We start from the raw sequence: 26,115 nt of genomic DNA on the forward strand, positions 1-26,115 counted from the left end.
GGTTTTGAAAATCCATTGATTCGGACAATCCGAATTTCCAACTAATAGGAATCATCGTTTACGGTTTTACCTCTCCGATCACATTTTTTGCATGAACAAAGCCAAAATGCCGGCTGTCCCTGCTGTTTAACCGATTGTCGCCAATGACAAAAATACATTTTTCCGGCACCGCTTCTTTTCCAGTTATTTCTTTTAATGTAAAATTCCCTGTGATCGGATTTCCATATACTTTTTCTTTATTTTTCTTTAAAAATGGTTCCGGTACATATTTCCCATTCACATATAATTTGTCGTTTCGATATTCAATTTTTTCTCCTGGAAGGCCGATGACCCTTTTAACCAAAACTTGCTTTTCGCCAGGCATCTGAAACACGACAATGTCAAACCGTTCAATTTTATTAAACCGATTCGTCAATTTATTTATATAAAAATGATGGCCTTCTTTTAAGGTGGGCTGCATCGATACGCCATCAACAGTGTACGCGGCAAACGCAATATTTTTAATTAAAACGGTTGATAAAAGAGCTGAAGTGACGATTCCCGCAATAACTCGTTTTTTCCTCACGGCTCTTCACCTACTTTTTATCTTTTCGTTTAATTAACGAAACATTTAAACGCTGCTCAATCCTTTTTCCGATAAACCACATGAGCGCCATCACAACAAACACAATGATCAACCGGACGGGCTCTTCAATCAGCTCCCGTAAATCATACCCTGATAAGCTAAGCATAAAAATCATCACGAGCTTCCCTGATAAAACAGCGAGCGCAAACTGCCACACATTGATTTTGGAAAGACCGGCTACTACATTTACAAGCGCAGAAGGCGTAAAAGGGAAACAGAGCATTAAAAATAAAGGAGCAAAGCCGTGCCGTTCGACCCAGTTCATCATTCGTCTTACTTTTTCATGTCTGCTTAAAAAATTTAAAAAACGCTTCCGGCCAAACTTTCGCACTAAAAAAAACACGAGCAATGCGCCTGCCGATGAACCGATCCACGAGTACAAAAAGCCGAACCAAAGTCCAAATGAATTAGCGTTCGCAATTACAAACAGAATAAGAGGCAAGAACGGAAAAAAAGCCTCAAGCATCGGAAGCAGAATCCCTGGAAGAGGTCCGAGCGCTCGGTATTCTTTAAAGAATCGTTCAACATCTTCTAATGTAATGGAATCGAAAAATGCAATGACATCCATATCTTAACTCCTTACTTCAACATCTCCTTTTATTTTACACCTTTTGAGCATAAGTTGAAAAATTTTGCCGAAAAAAATTAATTGAAATGATTTATTTTCCTGTTTTATAATAAAAATAGAACATATGTTCCATTTGAAGCGAGGTATTCCCTATGTCGAAAATACCAACCGACATTCGCCATTTGATTGAACAGTCGATCTACTTACCGATGACTGCTACGGTGCTGAACAAAGACATGAATGTCGTAAAAAAAAGTCCATTCAAGCTGAAAGATCCTTATTTGCATCTAATTGAAGAGGCGTTAAAGCTTGTACAAAAAGATTTGGCAGAGGTTCGCAAAGAATTGCGCAGACAAAAGGTGAAAGTTTTAAAAGCCAAACAGGATGAAGCATTCACAACGTACACTTTCTACTATAACGGCTACGAAGAACACCACAGCTACTTCAACCCAAGAATCCGAAATAAAGTAAATGAACTGATTGAACATTATTTGTTTAAAACTGAAAAAAAATCTGGCATTCCAACCTCTTAGACTTTTTATCTTAAAAGAAAGACAACGGCCAAACCGTTCGCTACAGAAGATGAGGGAACAGGACTATTTGTTTCGCCCGTTGAATGCCTGTCCCCTTATAACAGAAAAAATGAAATCTCCCCCATTTTCTAACACGGAAAAAAGCACGCAAATTGACAGCTTGCGTGCCGGAAGATAAAGCTTATCCATCTTCTTTTCTGAATTCGCGAACGAGCTGTTCATAAATATATGCATGCTGCTCCTTCGGAAAAAGGATTGTGTTCATGCGGCGCTGCTCCTGCTCAATTCTTGAAGAGATAATCGTTCGAAGATGTGCCGTTTTATAAAATTGATGGGAAAAAGAAGATGGAGATATGTCAGCAACTATTTTCTGACCGTTACGGAATATGACTTCCGTACAATTCGAATCTGTTTTCATAAAGCGGGAAATGTGGGAATGGGAAAACCAGGCGCACTGATGCCTTGCGGGTGAATGAGTAGGAAAAAAATAAAGGGAATTGGCAGGATCAATGACAATCGGAAGCTTTTTTGTTATGCCAAGCAGCCCTTTTGATCCTTCAACTCTTCCTTTAAAGCTTGAACCATAATAACGGCAGCTTTGATCAATAACATAAACAGGTCGAATAGGTACTATGCGCTCTCCGCTAGTTTCCAAAATTTTAGCGTACAAGTGATGTTCTTTTCTAAAAGGCAAAATTGCCATTGTTTCCCCATTTACAATACATTTTTCTGCCTCAAACTGCTTCGTACTCACTAGAATTCTTACCTCCTAATTTTTTCTATATAATAGTTCTTTTTTACTGATTCAAATCTATCATAAAAATTCCAAAATTTCTATATTTTTTTAAAATTTTTAAATACAAAGCATTAGATCAAGGCAAGATGTTATTGTTAATATAATTTTTCTAAAAATTACAAATTATAAGTTGATTTTTCCTTCCGAAATCCATATAATATAAAAAAGGCATCAGAGGTGATGGGTTATGGAAAACCGGAAATCTTATTCCGAACTGATGAAGACCCGTTCTGTGAAGGAAAATCCAGAAAACTTCATGATGGATGTATACATCCAAATGATTCTGGACGAAGCATGGTTCAATCATCGAAAAAAAATGCTGGAAGACAAAATTAATGATGCTCTGGACCGAAAAGATAGAGAAAAATTTATGGAGCTATCCAAAGAATATGCGAAATGGGTGCGTTAAATGATAAAAAAAAGCCAATCCCAGAGGATTGGCTCAATCTATGTGAAGGTAATGATTATGGCCAGTCAATTAAGTTGTGGTAAATTGTTCAGCTTCCGTAGACCCTTTTAAAGCGGTTGTAGAAGAAGTACCTCCAGTAATCACTTGGGCAACCTCATCAAAATAACCAGTTCCAACCTCCCTCTGATGCCGTGTTGCTGTATAACCATACTGTTCGCTTCTAAATTCGGCTTGCTGAAGTTCAGAGTAGGCAGCCATTCCATGATCTTTATACTTGCGTGCAAGTTCAAACATGCTGTAATTCAATGCATGGAATCCAGCTAAAGTAACGAATTGGAACTTGTAGCCGTAAGAAGCAATTTCCTTTTGGAAGCGTGCGATAGTATCGTCATCAAGCTTTTTCTTCCAGTTAAAGGAAGGTGAGCAGTTATATGCCAATAACTTGCCTGGGAATTCTTTATGAATAGCCTCAGCAAACTTCCGTGCTTCTTCCAAATTAGGTTCAGATGTTTCACACCAAATCATGTCTGCGTATGGCGCATATGCCAAACCTCTAGCAATTGCTTGATCAAGACCAGCGCGAGTGCGGAAAAATCCTTCCTGTGTCCGTTCCCCAGTAATAAACTCTTTATCCCTGTCATCGATGTCGCTTGTGATCAAATCAGCCGCATTGGCGTCAGTGCGAGCAATGATAACAGTCGGAACATTCATCACATCAGCAGCCAGTCTTGCAGCAATCAAATTGCGAATAGCTGTTTGTGTCGGGAGCAAAACTTTTCCGCCTAAATGGCCGCATTTTTTCTCAGAAGACAATTGATCCTCGAAGTGAACAGCAGCTGCTCCTGCTTCAATCATCGCCTTCATCAATTCAAAAACGTTCAACTGACCGCCAAATCCAGCTTCAGCATCCGCAACAATTGGAACGAACCAATCAATTGAATGATCCCCTTCCATATGATGGATCTGATCTGCCCGCTGCAAAGCTTGATTAATCCGCTTTACGACATGCGGCACACTGTTAGCAGGATACAAGCTTTGATCCGGATACATTTGCCCCGCAAGATTAGCATCTGCTGCCACTTGCCAGCCGCTTAAGTAAATTGCTTTTAATCCGGCTTTTACTTGTTGGACAGCTTGATTTCCTGTCAAAGCTCCGAGGGCATTTACGTATTCCTCAGTTTTCATTAAATTCCAAAATTTTTCTGCTCCTCTTCTGGCAAGAGTATATTCGATTTCAATGGAACCTCTAAGCTTCAACACATCTTCAGCCGAATAAGGGCGTGTAATCCCTTTCCAGCGTTCATCTTTCTCCCAGCTTTCTTGCAATTGTCTCGCTTTTTCTTGTAATGTCATCTTTTCTCTCCCCTTTTTTGAAATATTTTTTAATTTAATCTTTCATAGCCTGGAAGCGTCAGAAAATCTACGAATTCATCATTTCTCACAAGCTCATCAAACAATTTCGCCGCTTCATCAAAACGCCCTTTTTGATAGGCTTCTTCACCAAACTCTTGTTTTATTTTTTCCAGCTCTTCCTGCTTAATTTTTTCATAAAGCTCTATTGTAACCTTCCGTCCGTCTTCCAACACCCCCTTTGGATGACGAATCCATTGCCATACCTGTGCCCTTGAAATTTCTGCCGTTGCAGCATCCTCCATCAAATTGTGGATAGGTGCAGCTCCTCTTCCAGAAAGCCATGATGCAAGATAACGAATGCCGACATCAATGTTCGTTCTTAATCCTTGCTCTGTAATTGTTCCTTCCGGGACTTCAAGAAGCTGTTCTGCTGAAATCTCAACATCTAGCTGTTTATCAATCTGGTTAGGTTGTTTCATATATTGGTCAAAAATTTCTTTGGCAACCGGTACAAGCGCAGGATGTGCCACCCATGTGCCATCGTGTCCATCTTTCGCTTCCCGCTCTTTATCAGCGCGCACTTTTTGGAACGCCTCTTCATTTTTCACCGGATCATCTTTAACCGGAATTTGCGCTGCCATTCCTCCAATGGCATGAACGTTCCGGCGATGGCACGTTTTAATCGCGAGCAGAGAATACGCCCTCATAAACGGAACCGTCATCGTTACTTGCGCCCGATCAGGTAAAATGACGTTTTGATCGTTTCGGAATTTTTTCAGATAGCTAAAAATGTAATCCCATCTGCCGCAATTCAATCCAGCTGAATGCTCTTTCAGCTCGTATAATATTTCGTCCATTTCAAACGCGGCCAATATCGTTTCAATCAGAACGGTTGCTTTAATCGTCCCCCGCTTTACCCCCAATTCATCTTGCGCGAAACAGAAAACATCGTTCCACCATCTGGCTTCTAAGTGGCTTTCCAGCTTCGGCAAATAAAAGTAAGGTCCGCTTCCTCTTTTGATCAGTTCTTTTGCATTGTGGAAGAAATATAGGCCAAAATCAAACAGACTGCCTGAAATCCGTTTTCCGTCCAATAGGACATGTTTTTCTTCTAGATGGAGTCCTCTCGGCCGCACGATCAGCGTTGCCGTTTCTTCATTCAGCTTATATACCTTTCCGTTTTCATTCACATATTCAATCGTTTTGTTGACCGCATCCCTTAAGTGAATTTGTCCTTCCACAATATTTTCCCAAGTCGGTGATGTTGCATCTTCAAAGTCCGCCATAAAAACTTTTGCGCCTGAATTTAAGGCATTGATAATCATTTTCCGGTCGACAGGTCCAGTAATTTCAACTCTGCGATCCTGCAAATCTTTTGGAACAGGCGGTATCGTCCAGTCCCCTTTTCGAATATGTTCCGTCTCCTTTAAAAACGACGGCTTCTCCCCTTCATTAATTCGCCTTTCCCGTTCTTTCCTCAGTTCAAGCAGCTCGATTCTTCTTGAACCAAATGTTTGTTCAAGCTTTTCGACGAACTGAAGGGCTTCGTTCGTTAAAATCTCCCTGTAAGAAGGCAGAAGAGTTCCCTTCACTTCCAGCCTAGATGCTGCACTAGCCTTCACGTTTCCTCACCTACCTTGTTATAAAACAGTTTTTAAATTACACTTTTAATATATAACAGATTAATACAGATTGGAAGACTTTTTTGAAAATTCGTTGTTTTCGTTTTCTTATCACATTCAATAAGTTTTTATTAACTTCCCTTTTTCGCTCGTACATCCGATACATACCTCTATATCAATCAGCACTTTTTGAAAACTTAAATAATTTTATGTTATTTTTTATAACATGATTTCGTTTTTTAAATTAAAATAATTGTAAAATTTAATAGATTTTACAAAAAAATAGTTCATTTTCAGTGAAAATAACCAATGACAGAATAGCTACCACAAATTATTATGTTATAAAAACGAACATAAAGTGTCACAAACAGAGGAGGAGGGATAAAAAATGGAAGCTGAAAAAGGTGTAAAAAATGCAGCTTTTATTAATCAAAAACCACAATTGGAGAAAAAGAAATTAAGAATGCCTCATATTTATGTCATATTGTTTGTTTTAATAATTCTTGCTACAGCCGCTACTTATTTTGTACCTGCTGGCGTTTATGAACGTATTCCAGGACCTGAAGGAAGAACAACGATTGATCCAAACTCATTTGATTTTGTTGAAGCAGCACCTGTAAGTCCTGTTGAATTTATGATGGCAGTCCCAAAAGGATTAGTTGCAGCAAGTGATATCGTTTTTTTCACTTTGATCATCGGCGGTATATTTGCCGTTATTCGAAAAACAGGACTTATAGAAATAGGAGTAGAGAAACTAGCAAGAACATTTGCTTCCAATGGTATTGTATTAATTCCAGTTTTAATGACTGTATTCGCAATTATATGCAGTTTAATTGGAACGCAAGAACTGAGTTTAGTTTATATACCTGTAATTCTCCCCCTATTTATTGCTTTAGGATTTGATTCAATGGTGGCGGCGGCGGTTGCTTTAGTTGCAACTACTGCTGGTTTTATGACAGGCTTTCTTAACCCTATTAATACTGGTTTAGGTCAAAAAATTGCAGGACTTCCAATATACTCAGGTATAGAATTTCGCATAGCGGCTTTCGTTGTCTTTGTTTTAGCAGGAATGATTTACATTATGCAATATGCTAAAAAAGTTAAAAAGAATCCTGAAGCAAGCTTAGTATATAAAGACGATCATGCTAAAAGGAATATGTACTTCAATCAATCTGTATCCAAAAGGAATGAAATGAATAAAAAACAAAAAGCTGCTTCTTTTGCATTGTTATCCTTTTTTGTCTTATTAGTGTACGGTGTTTTAACTCAAGGCTGGTTTATGTTAGAAATGGCTGGACTGTTCATTATAATGGGTGTGGTTGTAGGTCTGATCGCTGGATTAACATTAAACGATATTTGCGAAGCATTTAATGACGGTTTTCGTGAAGTTTTAGTTGGGGCAATCATTGTTGGTATTGCCAGAGCAGTATCAGTAGTTATGGAAGACGGGCAAATAATGGACACCATTGTCCATACACTAGGAACGATAGTAGGCGAAATACCAGGAACATTTAGTGTCATTGGGATGTTTATTGTCCAAATGCTATTTAGCTTTTTAATTCCGTCAGGCAGCGGACAAGCATTAGTTACTATGCCGATTTTAGCTCCGCTTTCTGATTTGATCGGAGTTACGAGACAAACAGCTGTTTTGGCCTACCAATTTGGAGACGGGCTAGGCAACATATTATTTCCAACTTCAGGATATTTTATGGCTGCACTAGCACTAGCTGGAGTTTCATGGCAAAAATGGGTTCGCTTTTATGTACCATTATTTTTAATTTGGTTTGGATTATCTGCTATTTTCCTGATCACCGCTCATTTCATTCAGTGGAACGGTTGAATCATGATTTAAAATGAGTCAAAAATTAATAAATCATCATATAAAAAACACGCGGCAAACAAAATGTTTTCCGCGTGTTTTTTGAAATTTTATCGCATTTTTACTTAAAAAACGGCTCCCCTGGCTTTCGACTATCTTCCAATACAAGAATCCCTTTTTCTTTTGGTGCATTGGGCAGGTTTAATTCTTTTGCCGAACAGATCATGCCGCTCGAGGAAATGCCTCTTAGTTCAGCTTCTTTTATCACCATTCCGCTTGGCATAACCGCTCCTACCTTTGCAACAACAACTTTTTGTCCAGCCGCAACATTCGGTGCCCCGCAAACAATTTGAAGCACTTCATCCCCCACATCGACTTTGCATACACTTAATTTGTCAGCGTTCGGATGCTTTTCTTTTTCCAATACATGGCCAACGACAAATTTCGGTGATAAATCCGCCTCCAGCTTATCTGAAAAACCATTTTGCGCAATTGTTTGATTGATCTTTTCCACCATTTCTGCCGTTACATCTAATTGGCCGTTTCCGTCAAGCGAAAAATAAGAAGTTGCCTGAAAAATGTTGAAGCCTGCTGTTTCATTAGTTTCAGCATCAAATATTTTTACAACATCTCCTTTTCTTTCAAACCGCTTCTGTTCATACGGTATATCTTTTAAAGAGATGATGAGTACATCGCCGATTCCTTCTTTATTGTAAAATACATTCATTGCTTGTCATCGTCTCCTTTCGTCAGTTTTCTGCGGTTTTTTGCCAAAATAAAGATCGGTTCGAGCTTTTTGTTTTCATAAATAAAGGATAAAGCCGTAATCGGCACCCTCCCATTTGTAAAAAAGCTCATCGTCAGCTGTGCCAGCACGTCATAACCCGTTTCATTTCGAATGTCGCCTATGATCAGCACGTCTTGATGAGGGACGCTGACAGTCATATCCCCTTGAACTTTTGATTCATATTCTTTTAAAATTGACTCATTTAAAATCCTGCTGGCATCGTAGCCGTCATTTGAATTAAAAAAATAAAAAACATTGCCTGCGACCTTATCTTCTTTTACTTTTGTCGGCAATGAACGCAAATTAAAGGCAGCCATTTCCTTCAATTGCTGGCGCGTCCAATTCTCCTTCTTCATCATCTGTTCATCAATTAGGCGATACGAATTTCCGAGATCAAGGGCATAATAAATGCGGGTCTCAGCAGTATGATCCTCAAAAATAAGAGGAACGCCATTCGACTCAACCGGAAAGGAAGTTGAGCGAATGACAGGATAAATCTGTTTTTCCTTGCCGCTTAATGCACCTTCATTTTTCATAGCTGAGAGAGACTCGGTTATGTAATAAACGAATTCATCAATCGCTTTTTCTTTTTTTTCGTTCCATTTTGAAATAATACCTGGCAAGGAGAGTGTCAGCCCTTTTTTCAATTCTGGATCTTCGATTCTTAACGTATCCTTTTTTCGATTAAATGAAAAGTGAAATGAGTAATCATTTAACTTCTCTTTTAACAATTCGACCATTTGTTCAGAATTCATAAGGCTGATCATCTCCTTTTTATTTTCTTTATATTAAAGATTTAAGCCATCTAAAAATTGCTGAACTTCCTCTTTTGTTTTCCGATCTTTGCTGACGAAGCGTCCGATCTCTTTTCCCTCGTTAAATGCGATAAAGCTTGGGATGCCAAAAACATTTAATTCTGCGCATAAATCGATATATTCATCCCGATCGACATAATAAAATGCGAACTGCGGATTCTCCTTTTCCAATTCAGGAAGATGCGGCTTAATAAACCCGCAATCTGGACACCAATCAGCCGAAAATACAAATAAAGCATTTTTTCCTTTCGTAAGCTCCCAAAAATGATCAACAGATTGAATGTTTTCCATCTCTGCAAGTCTCCTTTTATCTTTTTTCATTGGCATCGTAACAAATCTCAGCAAAAAAAGCTACTAACTCGCATGCCTGAGCCGATCAAAGTTAATTTTTTTTGGAAAATTGATATTGTCCTATTAACAGCTTCATGATATGTGCAAACATTTCTTTCCGGTCGATAAAGCCGTTTGTAAAGATTCCGATTGCTCCTTCTCGATGTCTCACATTTCTTTTTTTCGCATATGCATCCATTACATCTCCAAGCTCCAAGCCTTTTTTCAACGGCTCAAGAAATTCATTCGGGAGCGGGATTCTCGCCCCTCCAGCAATATATTCATTTCCATCTTTATCAATTAATGCACCCCAATTGCATAAAAACAATCCGCGAGGTGTAACATCCACACCCCCCTCAAGACCAACCGAAAGATCCGGTTTAACTTTTTCAAAGACATTTTTTGCCCGATTTAATGCCCCCTGCAATGTTTCCTCATCGGAAAATGGCTGTGTTGAAACCCCGGATGGAACATCAACTGAGATGAATTCCATGTTCTTCTCTTCCAAAAGAGAAAAGGTCTCCTTCACCGCATTGATTTTCGCCAGGTTTTTCGATCCGATTGCGACATTCATTTTTTCCCTCCGGAATGTTTTATGTTAAACGTTTTGCTTAATCTTTTCAACAGTGGATCGATCGCAAGCTTTTATGAGCTTCACAAGCAATTCTTTTGCTGCTAAATAATCATCGACATGGATCATCGAAGCATGAGTATGAATATATCGGGCGCATATTCCGATTACCGCTGAAGGCACACCGCTGCCAGAAATATGTACTCGGCCTGCATCTGTTCCGCCTTGGGATGTAAAATATTGATATGGAATATTGTTTGTTTCAGCTGTGTCAAGAATAAATTCCCGCATTCCCCGATGAGTGACCATTGTCCGATCATAAATTCTCAGCAGAACTCCTTTTCCAAGCTGACCAAATTCGTTTGTTGTCCCCGCTCATGTCGTTGGCAGGACTCGCATCCAATGCAAAAAAGATGTCCGGCTTAATCAAATTGGCGGCCGTTTGCGCTCCCCTTAACCCTACTTCTTCCTGGACAGTCGCTCCAGAATACAAAACGTTTGGCAATGTTTCATCTTTCACTTCTTTCAACAGCTCAATGGCCAGCCCGCATCCATACCTGTTGTCCCAAGCTTTTGCCAAAATTTTTTTCGAATTAGCCATCGGCGTAAACGGGCAGACCGGAACAATTTGCTGTCCTGGCTTGATTCCTATGGCTTCCGCATCTGAGCGATTATCAGCGCCGATATCAATCAGCATATTTTTAATCTCCATCGGCTTTTTCCGAACTTCCTCATTGAGCAAATGCGGAGGGATGGATGCGATCACGCCGATCACCGGACCGCGTTCAGTTATAATTTGCACGCGCTGCGCCAGCAAAACCTGACTCCACCATCCTCCCAGCGGCTGAAAGCGGATCATTCCATTTTCTGTAATAGATGTGACCATAAAGCCTACCTCGTCCATATGGCCTGCAACCATTATAGTTGGTCCATCCTCACTGCCTTTTTTCACTCCAAAAATGCTGCCGAGTTTGTCTTGAACGATCTCATCTGCATATTTTTCTAGCTCTTTGCGCATAAATGAGCGAACAGCGTGTTCATTGCCTGATGCACCCGGCAGCTCTGTTAATGTTTTAAATAAATCCAACGTTTCGTTGTTCATGTTTATATCCCCTTCTTTAGCTTAATTTAGACCATCACGTACACAAAATATGTATAAACTTATTTTAGCGAATGATGAATGTATATTCCACAAATGTAACAAAACTGCGTTATACTAATAGTAAATTGTTTAAGGAGGGAAGATTGTGAAATGGAAAAATTTCCTGATCGGCTTCGCAGCAGGGATTGCCGTCGGATATGTATTAAAAAACGAATATAAAAAGCCGTTTCTTTCGCCGGAAAAAGCACTTGAATCGGTGAAAACAAGCTTTTAAACAAAAAGGCCCGATCAACGGATCCTGGATTTACACCATCCCGCAAGATTATGAAAAAAATGATATATCTTATAAAGTGTATGAGGCAGGAATCAGCCGTTTTTATAAAGGGAAAACTGAACAGTTTGAAGTAATTGTCGATGCATCGAGCGGAACCATTTTACATGTAAATCAGCTTTCCTCTTAACAAGAAACAGAGAAAACAAATTTCTTTGTCTCTTTGGGGAGTGAAAAAAATGGGGATTGTTAAAAAAGGTGTGACGATTTTACATTTTGATGAAACATACCATTATCAAAGAAAATTACAATCGTATTCTCACGAATGCATTGATTTCACTGATTTAGAAGGAACCCGGCTGTTTTGTGACGGACAATCGTTAAAAGTAATAAAAAGAAAGCTGTTTAGCCGCAAGCAAAAAGGAATTACGTTCATCGGCAGCGGCGATTATCACTATGTTACATATCTCCTGTTGAATGAAATAAAACTTCCGTTTACCCTTCTTCTATTTGACCATCATACAGACTTAGACGATTCTGCAATCGGGAGGAACATGCCAATTTCTTGCGGCTCATGGTTATCTTTTGCGCTAAAAGACAATCCTTTTTTAACAAAAGCCATTATCATCGGTCCAAAATGGACAGAAAAACAAGAAATAGAAAAAGTCAAGGTCATCCCGTATACACCTGAAAATCATCCGTATATTTTACAACAAATTCAACAAATACAAAATGATTTTGTTTATATTAGCATCGACAAAGATGTTTTAAAAAAAGGGGAGGCGGTGACAAACTGGGACCAAGGTACAATGAGTGCTGCGACATTGCTTTTTTATTTGCGGACAATATTAAATGAAAAAAAAGTGATCGGCCTCGATGTTTGCGGCGAGGCGCCGCGTAAAAGACTGGCTTTCTCTTTTCTCGAAGATCGAATGACGAATAAAAATGAAACGATAAATCTGAACATTTTAAAAATGTGCTTACGGAATCCTCACGTGTACGAAACAAATCAATTCGCCTAAAGTTTTTGCTTAAGCAAAAGACTGAAGAGTGCAGAAGATTCATCCCTCGAAGATTCCATTTTTTATCAAAAAAACATCCCGCACACTATCGTGCAGGGATGTTTGTCTTTACCGAATTTTCACTTTCGCAATTTCACTTCCGCCCTATAAATCTTTTGTCCTTTTTTGGAAAATTTCTCTTCGTATTCCGTCATTACATTGTCTGTAAAATCACTTTGGTGAAGATCTAAACTTACCCATTTCAATAAAAATCCGTATTCGGAAAAACTGACAAGCGAATATTCAAACAGCCTTTGGTTATCCGTTTTAAAATGAATTTCACCTTCATCAGCTAAAATGCTCTCAAAAATGGAAAGAAAGGAATGATGTGTCAAGCGCCGCTTCGCATGGCGTTTTTTTGGCCAAGGATCTGAAAAATTTAAATAGATTCGCTCAACCTCGCCTTTCGCAAAAATTTCAGCTAACTGGCTCGCATTTACGTTCATAAGCTTTACATTCGGAAGTTCCTCTTCTTTTAATTTTTTTAAAGCCGAGACGAGGACGCTTTCCTGAAGCTCAATGCCGATATAATTAATATGCGGATTTTGCTTCCCCATACCGACAATAAACTGTCCTTTGCCGGTGCCGACTTCTATATGAACGGGATGCTCATTCCCGAACAAATCGTTCCATTTCCCTTTCCATTCAAAAGGCTGCTGTATAACAAATTGGGGATGATTTCTTAAAAAATCTCCGGCCCAAGGCTTATTTCTTAAACGCATATTCCACCTCTGTTTATTTTTTTACTATGTCAAAAGAGCCGTATACTGAACGGCTCTTTATTGTATAGAAATCGAAATGATGTATATTCTAATCAATAAAGAAATGGGGTGAGAATGAATGCAATTGAATTATCGTGATCAACTGATGCTTCTGAAAGATATTTTATCTGAACATGAAAGTGAATGCTGCGGATCAGTAGCGGAATATGAGCAATTAGAGCGCCTCATTCGGTCATTAATGGCCAATGCTGAAGTTAATGAACAGTTAAAGCAATCGCTTGAAACAATATATACTTATTGCCAAAACGGGAAAAATTCCAGCGATATAACCGATTTTATCGCCTCACATCAAGGGCAGTTGACTCAATGGCTTGAGGATATCAATGCCCTTTCCTAAGCAAAGCATTTAAAAATTCCAGCTGCTCCGCCATTTCTTTTTCATTGTTTTTCTTTCTCAAAAAAGAGATGGACAAAATGACTTGAGCTAACATATACCAATGCATGCGAACTTTTAAATCGTCCGTTAAATCAGCTCCGTATTTTTTCAGCCATTCATCCCATTCACTTTCATGAATGTAAGTATATAACAGCATTCCTAAATCAATCGCCGGATCGGCAATCATTGCTCCATCCCAATCGATTAAATACAATTGGTTGTCCTCAGATAAAAGCCAGTTGTTATGATGAATATCACAATGGCAAACAACAGCTTCTTTATGCTGCACCTCTGTCACGTTTTGTTCCAAATAACATAGTGCTTGTCGAATAACCGGAAGCTCCAAAAGCTCCAAATCCGCTGCTTTTTTTACATTTTCGAGCAGCGTTTCAGGCGAGAGCGGCTCTTTTCCTAAACGTTTTAACATATCAAGTAGTTCGTACGACCGATGGATTTTCTTTAGGAGCTCCGCAACGTGCTCGTTTTTCATATCTTTCGGTTTTAAACCGCGCCCGTTTAGCCAATGCTGCGCCGTAATCACATCACCGTTTTCCATTCTTTTCGTCCAAACGAGCTTAGGAACAATTCCTTCCGCTGACAAAACAGCTAAAAACGGCGAAGAATTGCGTTTTAGGAACAGTTTTTTTCCATTTTTTTCAGCATAAAAGGCTTCTCCTGTCGCTCCTCCTGCCGGAGATATTTCCCAATCGCTACCTAATACGTCTTCCAACCAATTCACCTTCAATTTCAAGCCCACATTTCGTTAGTAGATTCACACCCTGCGCAATAAAAAAGACAGCTATTGAATTGAATGAGATGTTTCCAATAGCTATCCATAATAAATTTTATCTTCTAACAGTCTTTTTCGTCAAGAAAAAGTAAAAACATACCCTCATACTTCCATAAAGAACAACATGTAATCGAACATTTTCAAAAAATTCATTCATTAAATCGTTTTACCGCATTTGTTGCACATGATGCTAAAAGAGCCTTTACAGCTTTTAGTTGCATATTTTTAAAAGGAGAAGGCTGGCGCCGCATATTTTGAAACCAGTCGTCGTAGCTTCTCACATCAATTATTTCAATATCTGCCGGCAGCTCTGAAGCATGTATATATCCCGTTCTGTTTAATAATATTTTTCGAATTGGAAAGTCAACCTCCGCATTTGATAAAATCTGTTTTACTATATTTGCTGTCCGCTCCAATCCGATAATGGGAGATAATATTTTTTTCTCGCCTTGATCGTCCCGTTTCAGCCAAAATTTCTGTTTTGTACCGATTAATACGTTGTTTTCTTTATATTCTAATGCGGTAAGGCATACGACATCTGTTGGCCGAATGATGATAATTTCTCCTTGGACAGAGGCTTTTTTAATAAGAAAAACCGGATAATACATGACAAAATAAGTGTCAGGAAACCGCTGCAAAAAATATTTGAGCAGCGAATCCTTTTCAAAAGCTTCATCCATCGGGGAAATTTCCCGAATGGTAGAGCTTGCCCATACAAGCTGGGAGTTGAAAATCCGATCTAAAAACAATTGTTTTTCACTATCTAAGGTTGAATGAGCAAATTGGATACTCTCAAACCTTTTTTTAATTTCTTCCCACTGTTGTTTTTTCAAGCGGATAAATTGATTGGCATAACGATTTAGATCTATTTCATACCTTGATATATAATCCTCCATTTTAATCAACTGAGCCAAGATCGCGTCATCTCCTCTTTATCTCTACAAAAATAGCTGAACAACGTACGGGCAGATAATGGAAGCAAATATAGCGCTTAACGTCATCGAAATCGAACCGATTGCTCCTTCCAGACTGCCGTATTCTGCTGCCCTCGCTGTGCCAATTCCGTGGGAAGCTGTACCATATCCGATCCCAATAGCAATTGGATGATTTATGCGAAGTAATTTCAATAAATAAGGTCCAAACATCGCACCAAATATTCCTGCTATCATGACATAAACTGCAGCAAGGGTAGGATTACCTCCAATTATGTCTGTGATATCCATAGCTACCGGCGAAGTGACCGATTTGGGTGCAAGCGAAAGAATCAGTTCCTTATCTATTCCGAATAAAACAGCCATCATAATTCCTGAACACAGCCCGATAATCGTGCCGACGACAACGCTCAAAACAATTGATACAGCGTACTTTTTCAATGTTGATCGATGCTTGTACAGCGGGAATGCCAGCGCGACTACGGCAGGGCCTAGAAGCTCATCAATCCATTTTCCTCCATACATGTACGTATGATACGAAATATGAAATGTAATCAATAAACTAATGATGACAAATGTTGAAGTGGCAATCGGAACTAATAATGGAATATGGATTTTATTGTACAATTTAACCATTAGCCAATAAATCAGCACTGTAGCAAGTATCATTAAGATGGAGACTATTATTTTCATAAGCTTTGATCACTCCCATTCTGCCCAGCAGCCTGCTTTTTTTTTGGCAGCGGTCATCTGGCTGACGAAAGATGAAATGGACATCACCAGCACCGTGCTAATAATGACAATGAATACTGTCAAGATACCTTTTGATTGGAACAGCGAAAAATATTCCATCACCCCAACTGTCGCAGGAATAAATAAAAGGGCAAGATGCTTGACTAAAAAAGAGCACCCGTCTTTCACTAAATTTTGAAAAGGCTCGTAATGCAAAAGAGCGAAAAGAATCAACATGCCTATAATGCTTCCTGGAATCATTAAATGAAACAATTTTTGAAGGAACGTGCCAATAACATAAATGACATACAACAAACCTATTTGCCATATCAAATTAAATATTTTCAATTTTTTTACCCCTTACTCCTCTCATTATCCTCCAAGTGGAATTTGTTTGATCGCTTCATATTTAGGCGTTTGGTCAATATTCGTTTGGAATAAAGTAACAGAACCCACATGAAAATGTTCGTTTAACAAATATGGGGCGCTTTTCTCCTCCAAGGAAAATGAAAGCTGTCCTTCCCATTTTCTGGCGACAGTAATATGAGGTCTAAACGGACGTTCATCTAAAGAGAAATCGAAAGCTTTGCACGTATTATAAACTTCATTTCGCAACTGGTATAATAACTCGTTTTCTTTCACGCCTACCCATAAAATTCGCGGATGTTCCCGTTTCCCAAAAATTCCTGCCTCTGAAAGTTCAAGTGAAAAAGACGGAATTTTCCGGCAGGGCTCAAGCAAGCTTTCTGACAGCAAAGCAAGCCTCTTTGCATCAACATTCCCTAAAAACACTAATGTTACATGATAGTCAAAAGGATGGACGTAACGCGAAAAGTGCCACCGATCTTGATTCGCTGATATCCATTTTGTAATACTTTTTGCCGTTTCAATCGGAACATCCAATGCAAGAAAATAATGTTTTTGCATTTTTTTCTATCCTCACTTTCGAACATATTGTAGCAAAAACTGCGCATTCTTTGTATATCCGAGTTTTTCTGTCCGTATAAATTATGATATGATATGGATGGACTATATCAAAAGGAAGTGTTTTGAATGCGCGTAGTTCATAATATCGCTGATTTAATAGGAGAAACTCCATTAGTCAAATTAAACAGAATTAGCCCGAAAAACGGCGCAGATATTTATGTAAAGCTTGAGTATTTTAATCCTACCCGCAGCGTTAAGGACAGAGCTGCTTATAATATGATCGTAGAAGCTGAAAAACAAGGTTTGTTAAAACTGGGAGCTACAATTATTGAACCGACAAGCGGCAACACTGGCATTGGGCTCGCCATGAATGCGGCCGCCAAAGGATATCGGGCAATTATTGTCATGCCGGACACCATGACAGAAGAACGGATCAATTTGCTGAAAGCATACGGAGCTGAAGTTGTATTAACGCCTGGGGACGAGAAAATGCCCGGTGCGATTAAAAAGGCGCAAGAACTGGTAAAGGAAATACCGAACAGCTTCATACCGATGCAGTTTGAAAACCCTGCCAACCCAGATGCCCACCGGAAAACAACAGCTTTAGAAATTGTCGAAGCAATGAAAGAAATAGGAAAACCGCTTTCCGCTTTTGTTGCAACGTCTGGAACAGGAGGAACAATCACCGGCACGGGAGAAACGTTAAAAAAATATTTTCCTGAGATGACCATTCACGTTGTCGAGCCTGCTGGGTCACCTGTTTTATCCGGGGGCAGTCCTGGCAAGCATAAACTTGTCGGAACAAGTCCTGGCTTTATCCCTAAAACATTAAACACGAACATTTATGATGAAATACACAAAGTGAAGGACGATGAAGCGTACGAAATCACCCGCAGACTCGCCAAGGAAGAAGCTATATTAGTGGGACCTTCATCAGGTGCTGCATGTTTTGCCGCAATTCAAGTTGCAAAAAGATTATCTCCTGATGATGTTGTCGTGTGCATGACGGCTGATACAGGCGAACGCTATTTATCAAGCGATTTGTTCTTATTTGAATAACCGTTTATAAATTGCCTTCTTGCTGTTTCTGTGAGATAATTGAATCTAATTATGTAAAGTTTTCTAGGGTTCCGCAAGTGCCGTTCGCTTGGACTGGTCCGAGAGAAAACGCACAAATTGCTGTGTACACGGAAGGATAAAAGCCTGGGAGAATGACCTTATGGTTTCTCGCAGGCTTTTTTGATTATGATGGAAAGGGGGAATTTGTTTATGAATTGGTTTTTAATCGTTGTTTCGGCGATTTTTGAAGTGGCGTGGGTCATCGGCTTAAAGCACTCAGACAATGTTTTGGAATGGACGCTAACCGTGATCTCTATTTGCATAAGTTTTTTGCTGCTTCTTTATTTAACTAAAAAATTGCCGACAGGAACGGTATATACAATATTTGTCGGACTCGGCACTTTAGGAACAATTTTATGTGAGATTATTTTATTCGACGCCCATTTCAGCCCGATGAAAATGGTATTTATTTTGTCGCTAATTTGCGGAATCATCGGGCTGAAATATCAAACAAGCAAATTGGAAGCAAAAGAAGGTGACAAATCTTGAGCTGGATATTTTTAATTATTGCAGGATGCTGCGAAGTCATCGGCGTAACAGGATTAACAAAAGTGAACACGTCGCCAAGCTTCTCATCCTTCTTTATGCTAATTGGCGGATTTATTTTAAGCTTATATTTTTTATCGCTTTCGATGAATGAAATTCCGATGAGCATTGCCTATGCAGTCTGGACAGGTATCGGCACTGTCGGCAGCACGCTCGTCGGCATGTATGTATTCGATGAACCGAAAGACAAATGGAGAATAACATTTATCGCCTTAATTATCGTTTCTGTTATTGGTCTAAAGTTAGTAGACTAAAGGACACTTATTTGGCTAATTCATAAATCGCTTGAGCGTAGATGGCTGTCGCTTTTAACAGGTCTTCGATATAAATGTATTCGTCTTTTTGATGAGCGATATCTTCCCTTCCCGGAAACAACGGACCAAAGGCGATTCCTGCCTTGAGAGATCTGGCATAAGTGCCGCCGCCGATGGAGATGAGCTCCGCTTTTTGCCCTGTTTGCTCTTCATACACTTTTTTCAATGTTTGAATAAGCGGATGATTTTGTTCTACGTAATGGGGAGCTGAATCGGAAAAGTGAATAAGCTGGCAACCAGCTATTTTTTCTAGTTTTTCTTTAATCTCGCTCCCTTTTTTTGTTACAGGATAGCGGATATTAATGCTAACGGTTTTCTCTTTCCCCTTTTCGTAATGAATAATTCCGACATTCACCGTTAACTCACCGCTTACTTCATCTTGTGTTGAGATATCCAGCTTTTTCCCTCTTGTATCTTGATAAAAATAACGATTAATCCAATCAACAAAGCCTTTTCCTTCGCCATCCAGCGGTAATGCTGACAAAAAATTCGCCAAATAAATCCCGGCATTTTTTCCGTTATCAGGCTCCATCGCATGAGCGGATATCCCTTCAAGCTCGGCGACTGCACCTTCTTCATTTTGATACATTCGACCTTTTAATTGTGATGCTGATAAAAATTGCTTAAAGCTTTTTTCAACCTCTGAGAAATTTTGGACATTTCCAAGCACAGCTTTCGCAAAATCAGGAACCATGTTAAACCGTCTGCCGGAAGAAAAGCTTTTTAACACATATTTTCCTGCTGCATGTTTATTCACGCTATTCACCGAAAACACTGCATCGATTATCCCTTTTTCTGCATGAATAATTGGAAAATCAGCATCTGGCGCAAATCCGATGTCAGGCATTTCTTCATGCTTAAAGTAATGATCGACACAGCGCCAGTCACTTTCTTCATCAGTGCCAATGATCATTCTCACCCGCTTAGATAACGGAAGACCTAATTCTTTTACAATTTTCATGGCGTAGTATACTGCCATCGTCGGCCCTTTATCATCCAACGCACCGCGGGCATATATTTTCCCATCATGAATCGTTGCGCCGTAAGGATCAAATGACCAGCCGTCCCCTTCTGGCACGACATCAACATGGCAGAGGACGCCGACGATTTCCTTTCCTTTTCCCATTTCAATATGACCGGCATATCCGTCTAAATTTTTGACTTGAAACCCGTCTTTTTCCCCTTTTTGCAAAAGATGTTCTAACGCTTGCTTAATTCCTTTGCCAAACGGTGCTCCAATTTGTTTTGTTTTTTCATCGAGCACACTTTTGATTTGAAGAAATTTTTGTGTTTCTAAAATAATTTCTTCTTTTCTTTTTAACACTTCATCCATCCAGTTCATGATACGTTCGATCCTTTCTTTCTCTTATTATTTAAGTGTAACATAAAGATTCTCTTTTTTTTCAGCAAAAAAATGTGGTTGTCTTCTTGCAAAATAACCAAAAAACGAATATTATATATATGTTTTTATAAAATGTTCGTATTTAATTGGAGGTATCATATGTTTAAACTAAAAGAACACGGAACAAATGTTAAAACTGAAATTATTGCCGGTTTAACCACCTTTTTAACAATGGTATATATCGTTGTTGTCAACCCAATTATCTTATCGGAAGCAGGCGTTCCGTTTGATCAAGTGTTTACAGCGACAGTTGTTGCCACGATCATCGGTACTTTATGGATGGCGCTTTCGGCAAATTATCCGATAGCGATCGCTCCAGGTATGGGAATGAACGCATATTTTGCCTATACTGTTGTTGGGGCGGAAAAAGTTAATTATGAAATTGCCTTTTCAGCAGTATTTCTTGCAGGCATCCTGTTTATTATTCTTTCGCTAACTCCGTTTCGTAAACAAATAATCGAAGCCATTCCAAGCAATTTAAAAAATGGAATTACCGCCGGCATCGGTTTATTTATTGCGTTTATCGGACTAAGATTGACCGGGCTGATCACCGATCATCCGCAAAATTTAGTGACTCTTGGGGATCTGCATTCTCCTTCCGTCGTTCTCGCTCTGGTCGGCCTTGCTATAACTCTTATCTTAATGAGCTTGAATGTTCATGGTGCACTTTTTATCGGAATGATTTGTACCGGCATCATCGCATTTTTTACCGGACAATTATCGTTTGACCAAGGAATTGTTTCAATTCCAAAACTGCCGGAAGGCATTATAATCGCCAACCCGATTGATGCAATTGGGGATGTGATTCAACATGGTTTATTTGCAGTCGTCTTTTCCTTTTTATTAGTGACCATTTTTGACACAACTGGAACAATGATCGGCGTTGCCAAACAAGCAGGTTTAATGAAAGGGGATGAAATGCCGAACGCACGTAAAGCCCTTCTAGCTGACTCAATAGCAGCAACAGCAGGGGCTATGCTCGGAACAACTCCGACGAGTGCTTACATTGAGTCTTCTTCAGGAGTAGCTGCTGGCGGTAGAACTGGTTTGACAACTTTAACCGTTGCCGTATTGTTTGGTGTTGCTGCATTTTTCAGTCCGATCGTTGCAGCTGTGTCCGGCATTTCAGCGATTACAGCACCTGCGTTAATTATAGTTGGAAGCTTAATGATGGGCTCAATTGCCGAAATTAATTGGAAAGAAATTGATGAAGCATTTCCGGCCTTTTTAGTCATTTTAAGCATGCCGCTTACATCAAGTATTGCAACTGGAATTGCGCTCGGATTTATCTCTTATCCTCTCATGAAAGTCATGAAAGGAAAATGGAAAGAGGTTCATCCATTTTTGTACATTTTCGCCGTACTATTTTTCATCCAGCTCTTTTTCCTGGGAGGTCATTAATTAAGAGGCTTTCCCAAAAGGAAAATCTATTAAAAATAAAAAATGGATATCGGGCTTTTGAAATTGGAGATGCCTCTCTAAGCTGATATGCACCCCTTAAGGTAGAGCAATCTGTTTTGCCTTAAGGGGAGTTTTTCTATGTATGTCATCCATTCTAAAGTGTCTTTCCATGTATTAAGATTGGACGCAGGCTGCACCTCTATATAGTTGGAACGAACTATTAAATTTGTGGAGCATTAATCATCATAAGGGTTTATCTAGAAATTCAAGTCCTATTAAGTCATAAACGTCGATAGGATTGTCAATAATCCTTACAAACGACTTTTTAGGCAGCCACAGTTAAAATATCATCATGATCGTAACGGTATGAGGTGTAGGTGAACAAGAAAAGGAACGTCCATAAATTTGTAAGTGTGTAAGGGGATCAGAAGAGATAAATGACTTTATTACCGAATAAAGCATAATCTGAGATATTCTATTGAACGTTACACAAAATTCTTGACAGTACCTTTATTTGCAATTTTTTTATTCCCTTCCTATTTTTCTTCTAAATTTTTATTTATAAAATTTTTCATTACCTTATTTACCTTAATTCCTCCATTTAAGCCATTCGTTCTGTAACTTCCTATATGTATTCCTATAACTTCATTTTTACTATTTAAAATCGGAGATCCCGATTGACCTGATGTCGTATCTATATCATAATAAAGATTAAAGATATCTTCGCTCAATACCCTTCCATTCATTTCATATTGTGAGACTGTACCAGTTTCCTCCAGTTTATCAACTGGATAGCCAATAACTTTAATAGGCTTTCCTTTGGTATACTTAATATTTTTAATATCCAACTTTTCTATGTTTTGCCCAATGGGTTTATCTAATTTGATAATGGCATAATCAAATTTAGAATTCCCTGAATGAATATATGGTTCTGGAACAATATATTCTATAGAATCTGCAGATTCAAAAGGAAATTCATCCTTATTTACTCCTGGATATATTGTACTATTTCTATAAAACTGTTTTGTGTCTGGATTATATACACAATGGGCTGCGGTCAAAACCTTATCATCGTCAATAATCGTTCCTGTACAGATTGAGTCAAGAGAGTATATGAAAGAAATAGATGAGTAGGGTTTTTTTTCTGAATTTTCTACTTCAGATCGTTCATCTTTCCCAATAATTGAAAAAGGAGTAATGATTGTATTAATGTTTCCTTCTTTAGCACCCGCATTAATATTGTTATTAAAGAGAAAAATAAATAGAATAGTAAATTTTAAAATAAAAAAACATCGACTATTTTTCATTTTATAAATTCCTTTCACTTATTTGTATTTTGGGATTGCTTATCTTCTCTTTCTATCATTTTCCCAATTGTTCCAATTCCCAAAAAACCAAAATACATAATTGTATAAAAAATTATCTCTGTATCAGAATAGAATTTAACAATATTCATACGTGGTACTGTAATTTTCATATAAAAAATAAATAATGATAACTCGATTATGTGAACGATGAAAATTCCTCCAATTTTATTAAACCCCGTATAATTAACAATAGTTTCCAATAAGATACTTAAAGGAATAAGTAAGATAAATCCAGCAAGTACATTCAAAGATAAAAATATTGGTCCATAAAAACTTAAAAACTCGAAACTAACAATTATACTCGCTACATACTGTAAACCCATTATGAAACATATAATGATAATTAAAACAATTACTATAAATATAGGAACTAAAAAAAAATCTTTTTTCATGTCAACAATTAAAAGCAGAACAGTTGACTGTTCTGCTCCCTCCTTATTTCTTAAGTTTATAATAGAAATGAAACGATAATTTTAGCAATATCATCTGCAACATCTTCTGGTATACCAGCTTTTTGAAGACCTTTAGATATTCCGCTTTCTGTTGTTTTTTCTGCTTTTTCCAGTCCATCGGCTATTTTTAATCGATATTTTTTTATTTTATTAGCTGCTGATTTGCTTAAAGGTGCGAGAGCTTTCTCAAGTACCCATCCACCTGCTCTTAATATTGATGCAAGAACTTTTAATTTAGCTTCTTCATCGACTGAATCTTTCACTACTTTAGATGTTGCTATTTTAGTTGTCTTACTATGAGTAGCTGCCGATGCTCCTATTGGTCCAATTCCTAAGATTAATATACTAAGACTTATTACTGCAGTAACACTTTCGATTTCATAATTTTCATTTTCTTCCCCCTTTCTTTTTAAAATTTTAAAAATTCTATATTATTTTTACCTGAAATTATAACATATAATACCAATAATGTAAATATTTTTCTAATAGCACAACATTAATACTGCCAATTCATCTCTTTATCCATATCCTCCTATCTCAATAAAAATCTATACTTATATCGTAACACGTATCGAGATTGTTCGAGAAAGTTTCACCATCTTAATAGGGCTTATCGTGTTCGTTCTTCTATGCCAAACGCACATTTTTCCTAGACAACAATGTTACATTTTATTTGTACTCTTACTGTAAATGTTATCTAAGTAGTAAAAAGAAATATATCATCATTGAAGTATTTTTATGCATAAGATTTCCAACATTTGTAAGATAAGTTCCTTTCATCTTTTTTATGATCATCAATTTTGACAGCAAAAATTTGCCTTTGTTCATACAACGTTTTTTATTTGCATCTGTATTGCTTAGACAAAGATAATTTGTGAATTTTTGAAAATCTAATCACCAATGGAACCTTTTTTACCGATTGAAGGAATCATCACTTCACTATTTGTCTATTCGACTGGGGTCAGTTCAAGCTGTTAAATCGGCCTATGAGAGGTAAGTATTGTAAATATTATGTGAATTTTATGAACACACTGGAAAGTTTACATGTAAATTGTGTATAATGGAATTGTACCACTTTAGGAGTTTGACATCTAATGCATGGACATTGAAGAGTATGTAGGTTTGTGATTTCGATGCATTAAATGATAGGGAGTGGTTTTTTGAAACCTTCAACAAACCGTATGCTAACCCGAATCAAATCCGTCTACATGTTCATTCATGAAAGGGGTACAGTAACAACTCAAGAGCTTGTCGATGAATTTGGTATTACCCCCAGAACGATTCAGAGGGATTTAAACGTGTTAGCATATAACGATTTAGTGCACAGTCCTGCAAGAGGAAAATGGGCAACAACTAACAAGAAGGTCAAGATGTCATCCTAGCTACTAAAAAAAGAAAATTTGGTTATTCGTTCACATACATATATGGGGCTGATCCAAAAGTTACATAACTTTTGGTCTCAGCCCCTTTTTGTCTGCTGTTGCAAGCAATTTCCACCTTTTTCGGCGCCAGTTTGTCCGCCTTTTTAAAAAACGGAAGTTCAATTTGAACGTTTTTCAAACTACAAAGGAAAATCGGCTGAATCGCCCGGCTGCCCTTGAATCGATCGCAGTTGTTCTAATTCTTCTTTTGTCAGTTCTCGATATTCCCCTGTTTGCAATGTTTGATCTAGTTCAAGCGTTCCCATTTGGATTCGTTTTAAATATTTCACTTTTTTTCCGACAGCAGAAAACATCCGCTTAATTTGATGGTATTTCCCCTCCGTTATGGTGACAAAAACTTCAGAAATGTCGTCTGCCTTAATAATTTCAAGCCAGGCAGGCTTTGTAACATAACCGTCATCAAGTTTTACACCTGCTTTGAACAGCTCGACATCTTCCTCTGTCACTAGACCAATAACTTCCGCAAAATATTTTTTAGGAACATTTTTCTTGGGCGATGTTAATTGATGGGCAAGCTGTCCGTCCGATGTTAACAGCAATAGCCCTTCGGTATCTTTGTCAAGCCTGCCGACAGGAAAGGGATTATAGCGAAGATCTTCCGGATCAAGCAAATCGACCACAGTCTTTTGGACGTTGTCTTCTGTAGCAGATAAAAAACCAGCTGGCTTGTTCATCATGAAATAAACATGTTCTTTGTACAACACCTGTTCACCGTTAATGATGATTTCTTGTTTATTCGGGTCGACATTTGTTTTCGGATCCGTCACCACTTCTCCATTAACATGAACGGCCCGTTCCTTTAGCAGCTTTTTTACTTCTTTTCTGCTGCCGTAGCCAGCATGTGCTAATAGTTTATCAATACGCATATTAT

At 38.3% G+C, this 26,115-nt stretch carries 30 protein-coding genes, 1 pseudogene and 1 riboswitch; of the genes and pseudogenes, 11 read left to right on the forward strand and 20 right to left on the reverse strand.

All coding sequences use genetic code 11. The annotated features are described in order from the left end of the window. Window positions 1-58: 58 nt before the first annotated feature. Window positions 59-565 (reverse strand): signal peptidase I, encoded by a 507-nt coding sequence (lepB, locus tag ACVIJU_RS16205; protein WP_339229468.1) that lies wholly within the window; start codon window positions 563-565, stop codon window positions 59-61. 10 nt (window positions 566-575) lie between these two features. Then, entirely contained in the window at window positions 576-1,193 is a 618-nt protein-coding gene (locus ACVIJU_RS16210) for a TVP38/TMEM64 family protein (RefSeq protein WP_063386622.1), read from the reverse strand. 152 nt (window positions 1,194-1,345) lie between these two features. Between ACVIJU_RS16210 and ACVIJU_RS16215 the strand changes: the two genes are divergently transcribed. After that, on the forward strand, window positions 1,346-1,726 hold the full coding sequence (locus ACVIJU_RS16215) for a hypothetical protein (protein WP_063386621.1): 381 nt from the start codon (window positions 1,346-1,348) through the stop codon (window positions 1,724-1,726). Window positions 1,727-1,907: 181 nt separating this feature from the next. Here ACVIJU_RS16215 and ACVIJU_RS16220 read toward each other — a convergent pair whose 3' ends face one another. Further along, a complete protein-coding gene (locus tag ACVIJU_RS16220; protein ID WP_082829581.1) occupies window positions 1,908-2,480 on the reverse strand; it encodes a competence protein ComK in 573 nt (190 codons plus the stop codon). 229 nt (window positions 2,481-2,709) lie between these two features. On the opposite strand from ACVIJU_RS16220, the gene ACVIJU_RS16225 reads away from it, so the two are divergent. Continuing rightward, window positions 2,710-2,931, forward strand: a complete 222-nt coding sequence (locus ACVIJU_RS16225; protein ID WP_063386620.1) for an IDEAL domain-containing protein — start codon at window positions 2,710-2,712, stop codon at window positions 2,929-2,931. Window positions 2,932-3,000: 69 nt separating this feature from the next. Here the strand turns inward: ACVIJU_RS16225 and aceA are convergent, their stop codons facing one another. Continuing rightward, a complete protein-coding gene (aceA, locus tag ACVIJU_RS16230) occupies window positions 3,001-4,284 on the reverse strand; it encodes an isocitrate lyase (RefSeq protein ID WP_063386619.1) in 1,284 nt (427 codons plus the stop codon). Window positions 4,285-4,313: 29 nt separating this feature from the next. Then, window positions 4,314-5,876: a malate synthase A gene (aceB, locus tag ACVIJU_RS16235; RefSeq protein WP_412674458.1), complete on the reverse strand. Its 1,563-nt coding sequence runs from the start codon at window positions 5,874-5,876 to the stop codon at window positions 4,314-4,316. Between the two features lie 418 nt (window positions 5,877-6,294). Between aceB and ACVIJU_RS16240 the strand changes: the two genes are divergently transcribed. Next, window positions 6,295-7,746, forward strand: a complete 1,452-nt coding sequence (locus ACVIJU_RS16240) for a YfcC family protein (protein WP_311067013.1) — start codon at window positions 6,295-6,297, stop codon at window positions 7,744-7,746. Window positions 7,747-7,846: 100 nt separating this feature from the next. On the opposite strand, the gene ytpR is transcribed toward ACVIJU_RS16240, so the two are convergent. The 5 genes and pseudogenes from ytpR to ACVIJU_RS16265 form a co-directional block, all read right to left on the reverse strand. Then, window positions 7,847-8,452, reverse strand: coding sequence for a YtpR family tRNA-binding protein (gene ytpR, locus ACVIJU_RS16245; protein ID WP_063386617.1), 606 nt, complete (start codon window positions 8,450-8,452; stop codon window positions 7,847-7,849). Further along, window positions 8,449-9,267 (reverse strand): DUF1444 domain-containing protein, encoded by an 819-nt coding sequence (locus ACVIJU_RS16250; protein WP_063386616.1) that lies wholly within the window; start codon window positions 9,265-9,267, stop codon window positions 8,449-8,451. Before ACVIJU_RS16250 ends, ytpR begins: the two co-directional genes overlap by 4 nt. A gap of 33 nt (window positions 9,268-9,300) precedes the next feature. Then, window positions 9,301-9,618 (reverse strand): thioredoxin family protein, encoded by a 318-nt coding sequence (locus ACVIJU_RS16255; RefSeq protein ID WP_063386615.1) that lies wholly within the window; start codon window positions 9,616-9,618, stop codon window positions 9,301-9,303. Between the two features lie 91 nt (window positions 9,619-9,709). Beyond that, on the reverse strand, window positions 9,710-10,231 hold the full coding sequence (locus ACVIJU_RS16260; protein WP_327855821.1) for a DUF84 family protein: 522 nt from the start codon (window positions 10,229-10,231) through the stop codon (window positions 9,710-9,712). 24 nt (window positions 10,232-10,255) lie between these two features. Then, window positions 10,256-11,330: pseudogene (locus ACVIJU_RS16265) on the reverse strand (M42 family metallopeptidase). A 145-nt stretch (window positions 11,331-11,475) separates the two neighbouring features. Here ACVIJU_RS16265 and ACVIJU_RS16270 point away from each other — a divergent pair. Both ACVIJU_RS16270 and ACVIJU_RS16275 read left to right on the forward strand, forming a co-directional pair. Continuing rightward, window positions 11,476-11,604, forward strand: a complete 129-nt coding sequence (locus ACVIJU_RS16270; protein WP_456687780.1) for a hypothetical protein — start codon at window positions 11,476-11,478, stop codon at window positions 11,602-11,604. A gap of 236 nt (window positions 11,605-11,840) precedes the next feature. Next, window positions 11,841-12,623: an arginase family protein gene (locus tag ACVIJU_RS16275; RefSeq protein WP_339229474.1), complete on the forward strand. Its 783-nt coding sequence runs from the start codon at window positions 11,841-11,843 to the stop codon at window positions 12,621-12,623. A 119-nt stretch (window positions 12,624-12,742) separates the two neighbouring features. Here ACVIJU_RS16275 and trmB read toward each other — a convergent pair whose 3' ends face one another. Further along, window positions 12,743-13,384, reverse strand: coding sequence for a tRNA (guanosine(46)-N7)-methyltransferase TrmB (trmB, locus tag ACVIJU_RS16280; protein WP_063386610.1), 642 nt, complete (start codon window positions 13,382-13,384; stop codon window positions 12,743-12,745). Window positions 13,385-13,502: 118 nt separating this feature from the next. Between trmB and ACVIJU_RS16285 the strand changes: the two genes are divergently transcribed. Continuing rightward, the gene (locus ACVIJU_RS16285; RefSeq protein ID WP_456687781.1) at window positions 13,503-13,781 is read left to right on the forward strand and encodes a YtzH-like family protein; all 279 of its coding nucleotides are present in this window, start codon (window positions 13,503-13,505) and stop codon (window positions 13,779-13,781) included. Here ACVIJU_RS16285 and ACVIJU_RS16290 read toward each other — a convergent pair. The 5 genes from ACVIJU_RS16290 to thpR form a co-directional block, all read right to left on the reverse strand. Further along, window positions 13,765-14,559, reverse strand: coding sequence for a phosphotransferase family protein (locus ACVIJU_RS16290; RefSeq protein ID WP_340734404.1), 795 nt, complete (start codon window positions 14,557-14,559; stop codon window positions 13,765-13,767). The two genes, ACVIJU_RS16285 and ACVIJU_RS16290, sit on opposite strands and share 17 nt — an antisense overlap. 200 nt (window positions 14,560-14,759) lie before the next feature. After that, a complete protein-coding gene (locus tag ACVIJU_RS16295) occupies window positions 14,760-15,524 on the reverse strand; it encodes an NERD domain-containing protein (protein WP_311067009.1) in 765 nt (254 codons plus the stop codon). Between the two features lie 24 nt (window positions 15,525-15,548). Further along, window positions 15,549-16,235, reverse strand: coding sequence for an LrgB family protein (locus ACVIJU_RS16300; protein WP_339229478.1), 687 nt, complete (start codon window positions 16,233-16,235; stop codon window positions 15,549-15,551). 9 nt (window positions 16,236-16,244) lie between these two features. After that, entirely contained in the window at window positions 16,245-16,622 is a 378-nt protein-coding gene (locus ACVIJU_RS16305) for a CidA/LrgA family protein (RefSeq protein ID WP_311067008.1), read from the reverse strand. 24 nt (window positions 16,623-16,646) lie between these two features. Further along, window positions 16,647-17,201 carry an RNA 2',3'-cyclic phosphodiesterase gene (thpR, locus tag ACVIJU_RS16310; protein ID WP_063386605.1) on the reverse strand — a complete coding sequence of 185 codons (555 nt, stop codon included), beginning with the start codon at window positions 17,199-17,201 and terminating at the stop codon, window positions 16,647-16,649. Between the two features lie 126 nt (window positions 17,202-17,327). Here thpR and cysK point away from each other — a divergent pair, with 126 nt between their 5' ends. The 3 genes from cysK to ACVIJU_RS16325 all read left to right on the forward strand — a co-directional run bounded on the left by cysK (window position 17,328) and on the right by ACVIJU_RS16325 (window position 19,120). Continuing rightward, window positions 17,328-18,260, forward strand: a complete 933-nt coding sequence (cysK, locus tag ACVIJU_RS16315) for a cysteine synthase A (RefSeq protein ID WP_456687782.1) — start codon at window positions 17,328-17,330, stop codon at window positions 18,258-18,260. Between the two features lie 52 nt (window positions 18,261-18,312). Further along, window positions 18,313-18,413, forward strand: a riboswitch (guanidine-I (ykkC/yxkD leader). A 57-nt stretch (window positions 18,414-18,470) separates the two neighbouring features. Next, the gene (locus ACVIJU_RS16320) at window positions 18,471-18,809 is read left to right on the forward strand and encodes a DMT family transporter (protein ID WP_327873517.1); all 339 of its coding nucleotides are present in this window, start codon (window positions 18,471-18,473) and stop codon (window positions 18,807-18,809) included. Next, window positions 18,806-19,120 (forward strand): DMT family transporter, encoded by a 315-nt coding sequence (locus ACVIJU_RS16325; protein WP_063386602.1) that lies wholly within the window; start codon window positions 18,806-18,808, stop codon window positions 19,118-19,120. Before ACVIJU_RS16320 ends, ACVIJU_RS16325 begins: the two co-directional genes overlap by 4 nt. A 7-nt stretch (window positions 19,121-19,127) precedes the next feature. Here the strand turns inward: ACVIJU_RS16325 and pepV are convergent, their stop codons facing one another. Beyond that, window positions 19,128-20,522: a dipeptidase PepV gene (pepV, locus tag ACVIJU_RS16330; RefSeq protein ID WP_327855817.1), complete on the reverse strand. Its 1,395-nt coding sequence runs from the start codon at window positions 20,520-20,522 to the stop codon at window positions 19,128-19,130. Between the two features lie 159 nt (window positions 20,523-20,681). Here pepV and ACVIJU_RS16335 point away from each other — a divergent pair, with 159 nt between their 5' ends. After that, the gene (locus ACVIJU_RS16335) at window positions 20,682-21,983 is read left to right on the forward strand and encodes an NCS2 family permease (RefSeq protein WP_063386600.1); all 1,302 of its coding nucleotides are present in this window, start codon (window positions 20,682-20,684) and stop codon (window positions 21,981-21,983) included. A gap of 536 nt (window positions 21,984-22,519) precedes the next feature. Here the strand turns inward: ACVIJU_RS16335 and ACVIJU_RS16340 are convergent. Together ACVIJU_RS16340 and ACVIJU_RS16345 are read right to left on the reverse strand one after the other, a co-directional pair. Further along, window positions 22,520-23,290 (reverse strand): trypsin-like serine peptidase, encoded by a 771-nt coding sequence (locus ACVIJU_RS16340; RefSeq protein ID WP_144596680.1) that lies wholly within the window; start codon window positions 23,288-23,290, stop codon window positions 22,520-22,522. 508 nt (window positions 23,291-23,798) lie between these two features. Then, complete coding sequence (locus ACVIJU_RS16345; protein ID WP_066249485.1) at window positions 23,799-24,065, reverse strand: hypothetical protein; 267 nt, start codon at window positions 24,063-24,065, stop codon at window positions 23,799-23,801. An 897-nt stretch (window positions 24,066-24,962) separates the two neighbouring features. Here ACVIJU_RS16345 and ACVIJU_RS16350 point away from each other — a divergent pair. Next, window positions 24,963-25,184, forward strand: coding sequence for a DeoR family transcriptional regulator (locus ACVIJU_RS16350; RefSeq protein WP_063386591.1), 222 nt, complete (start codon window positions 24,963-24,965; stop codon window positions 25,182-25,184). Between the two features lie 179 nt (window positions 25,185-25,363). On the opposite strand, the gene ACVIJU_RS16355 is transcribed toward ACVIJU_RS16350, so the two are convergent. Beyond that, window positions 25,364-26,110: a pseudouridine synthase gene (locus ACVIJU_RS16355; protein ID WP_456687783.1), complete on the reverse strand. Its 747-nt coding sequence runs from the start codon at window positions 26,108-26,110 to the stop codon at window positions 25,364-25,366. Window positions 26,111-26,115 lie beyond the last annotated feature (5 nt).

The sequence above is a fragment of the Aeribacillus sp. SP014 genome, from assembly GCF_054055575.1.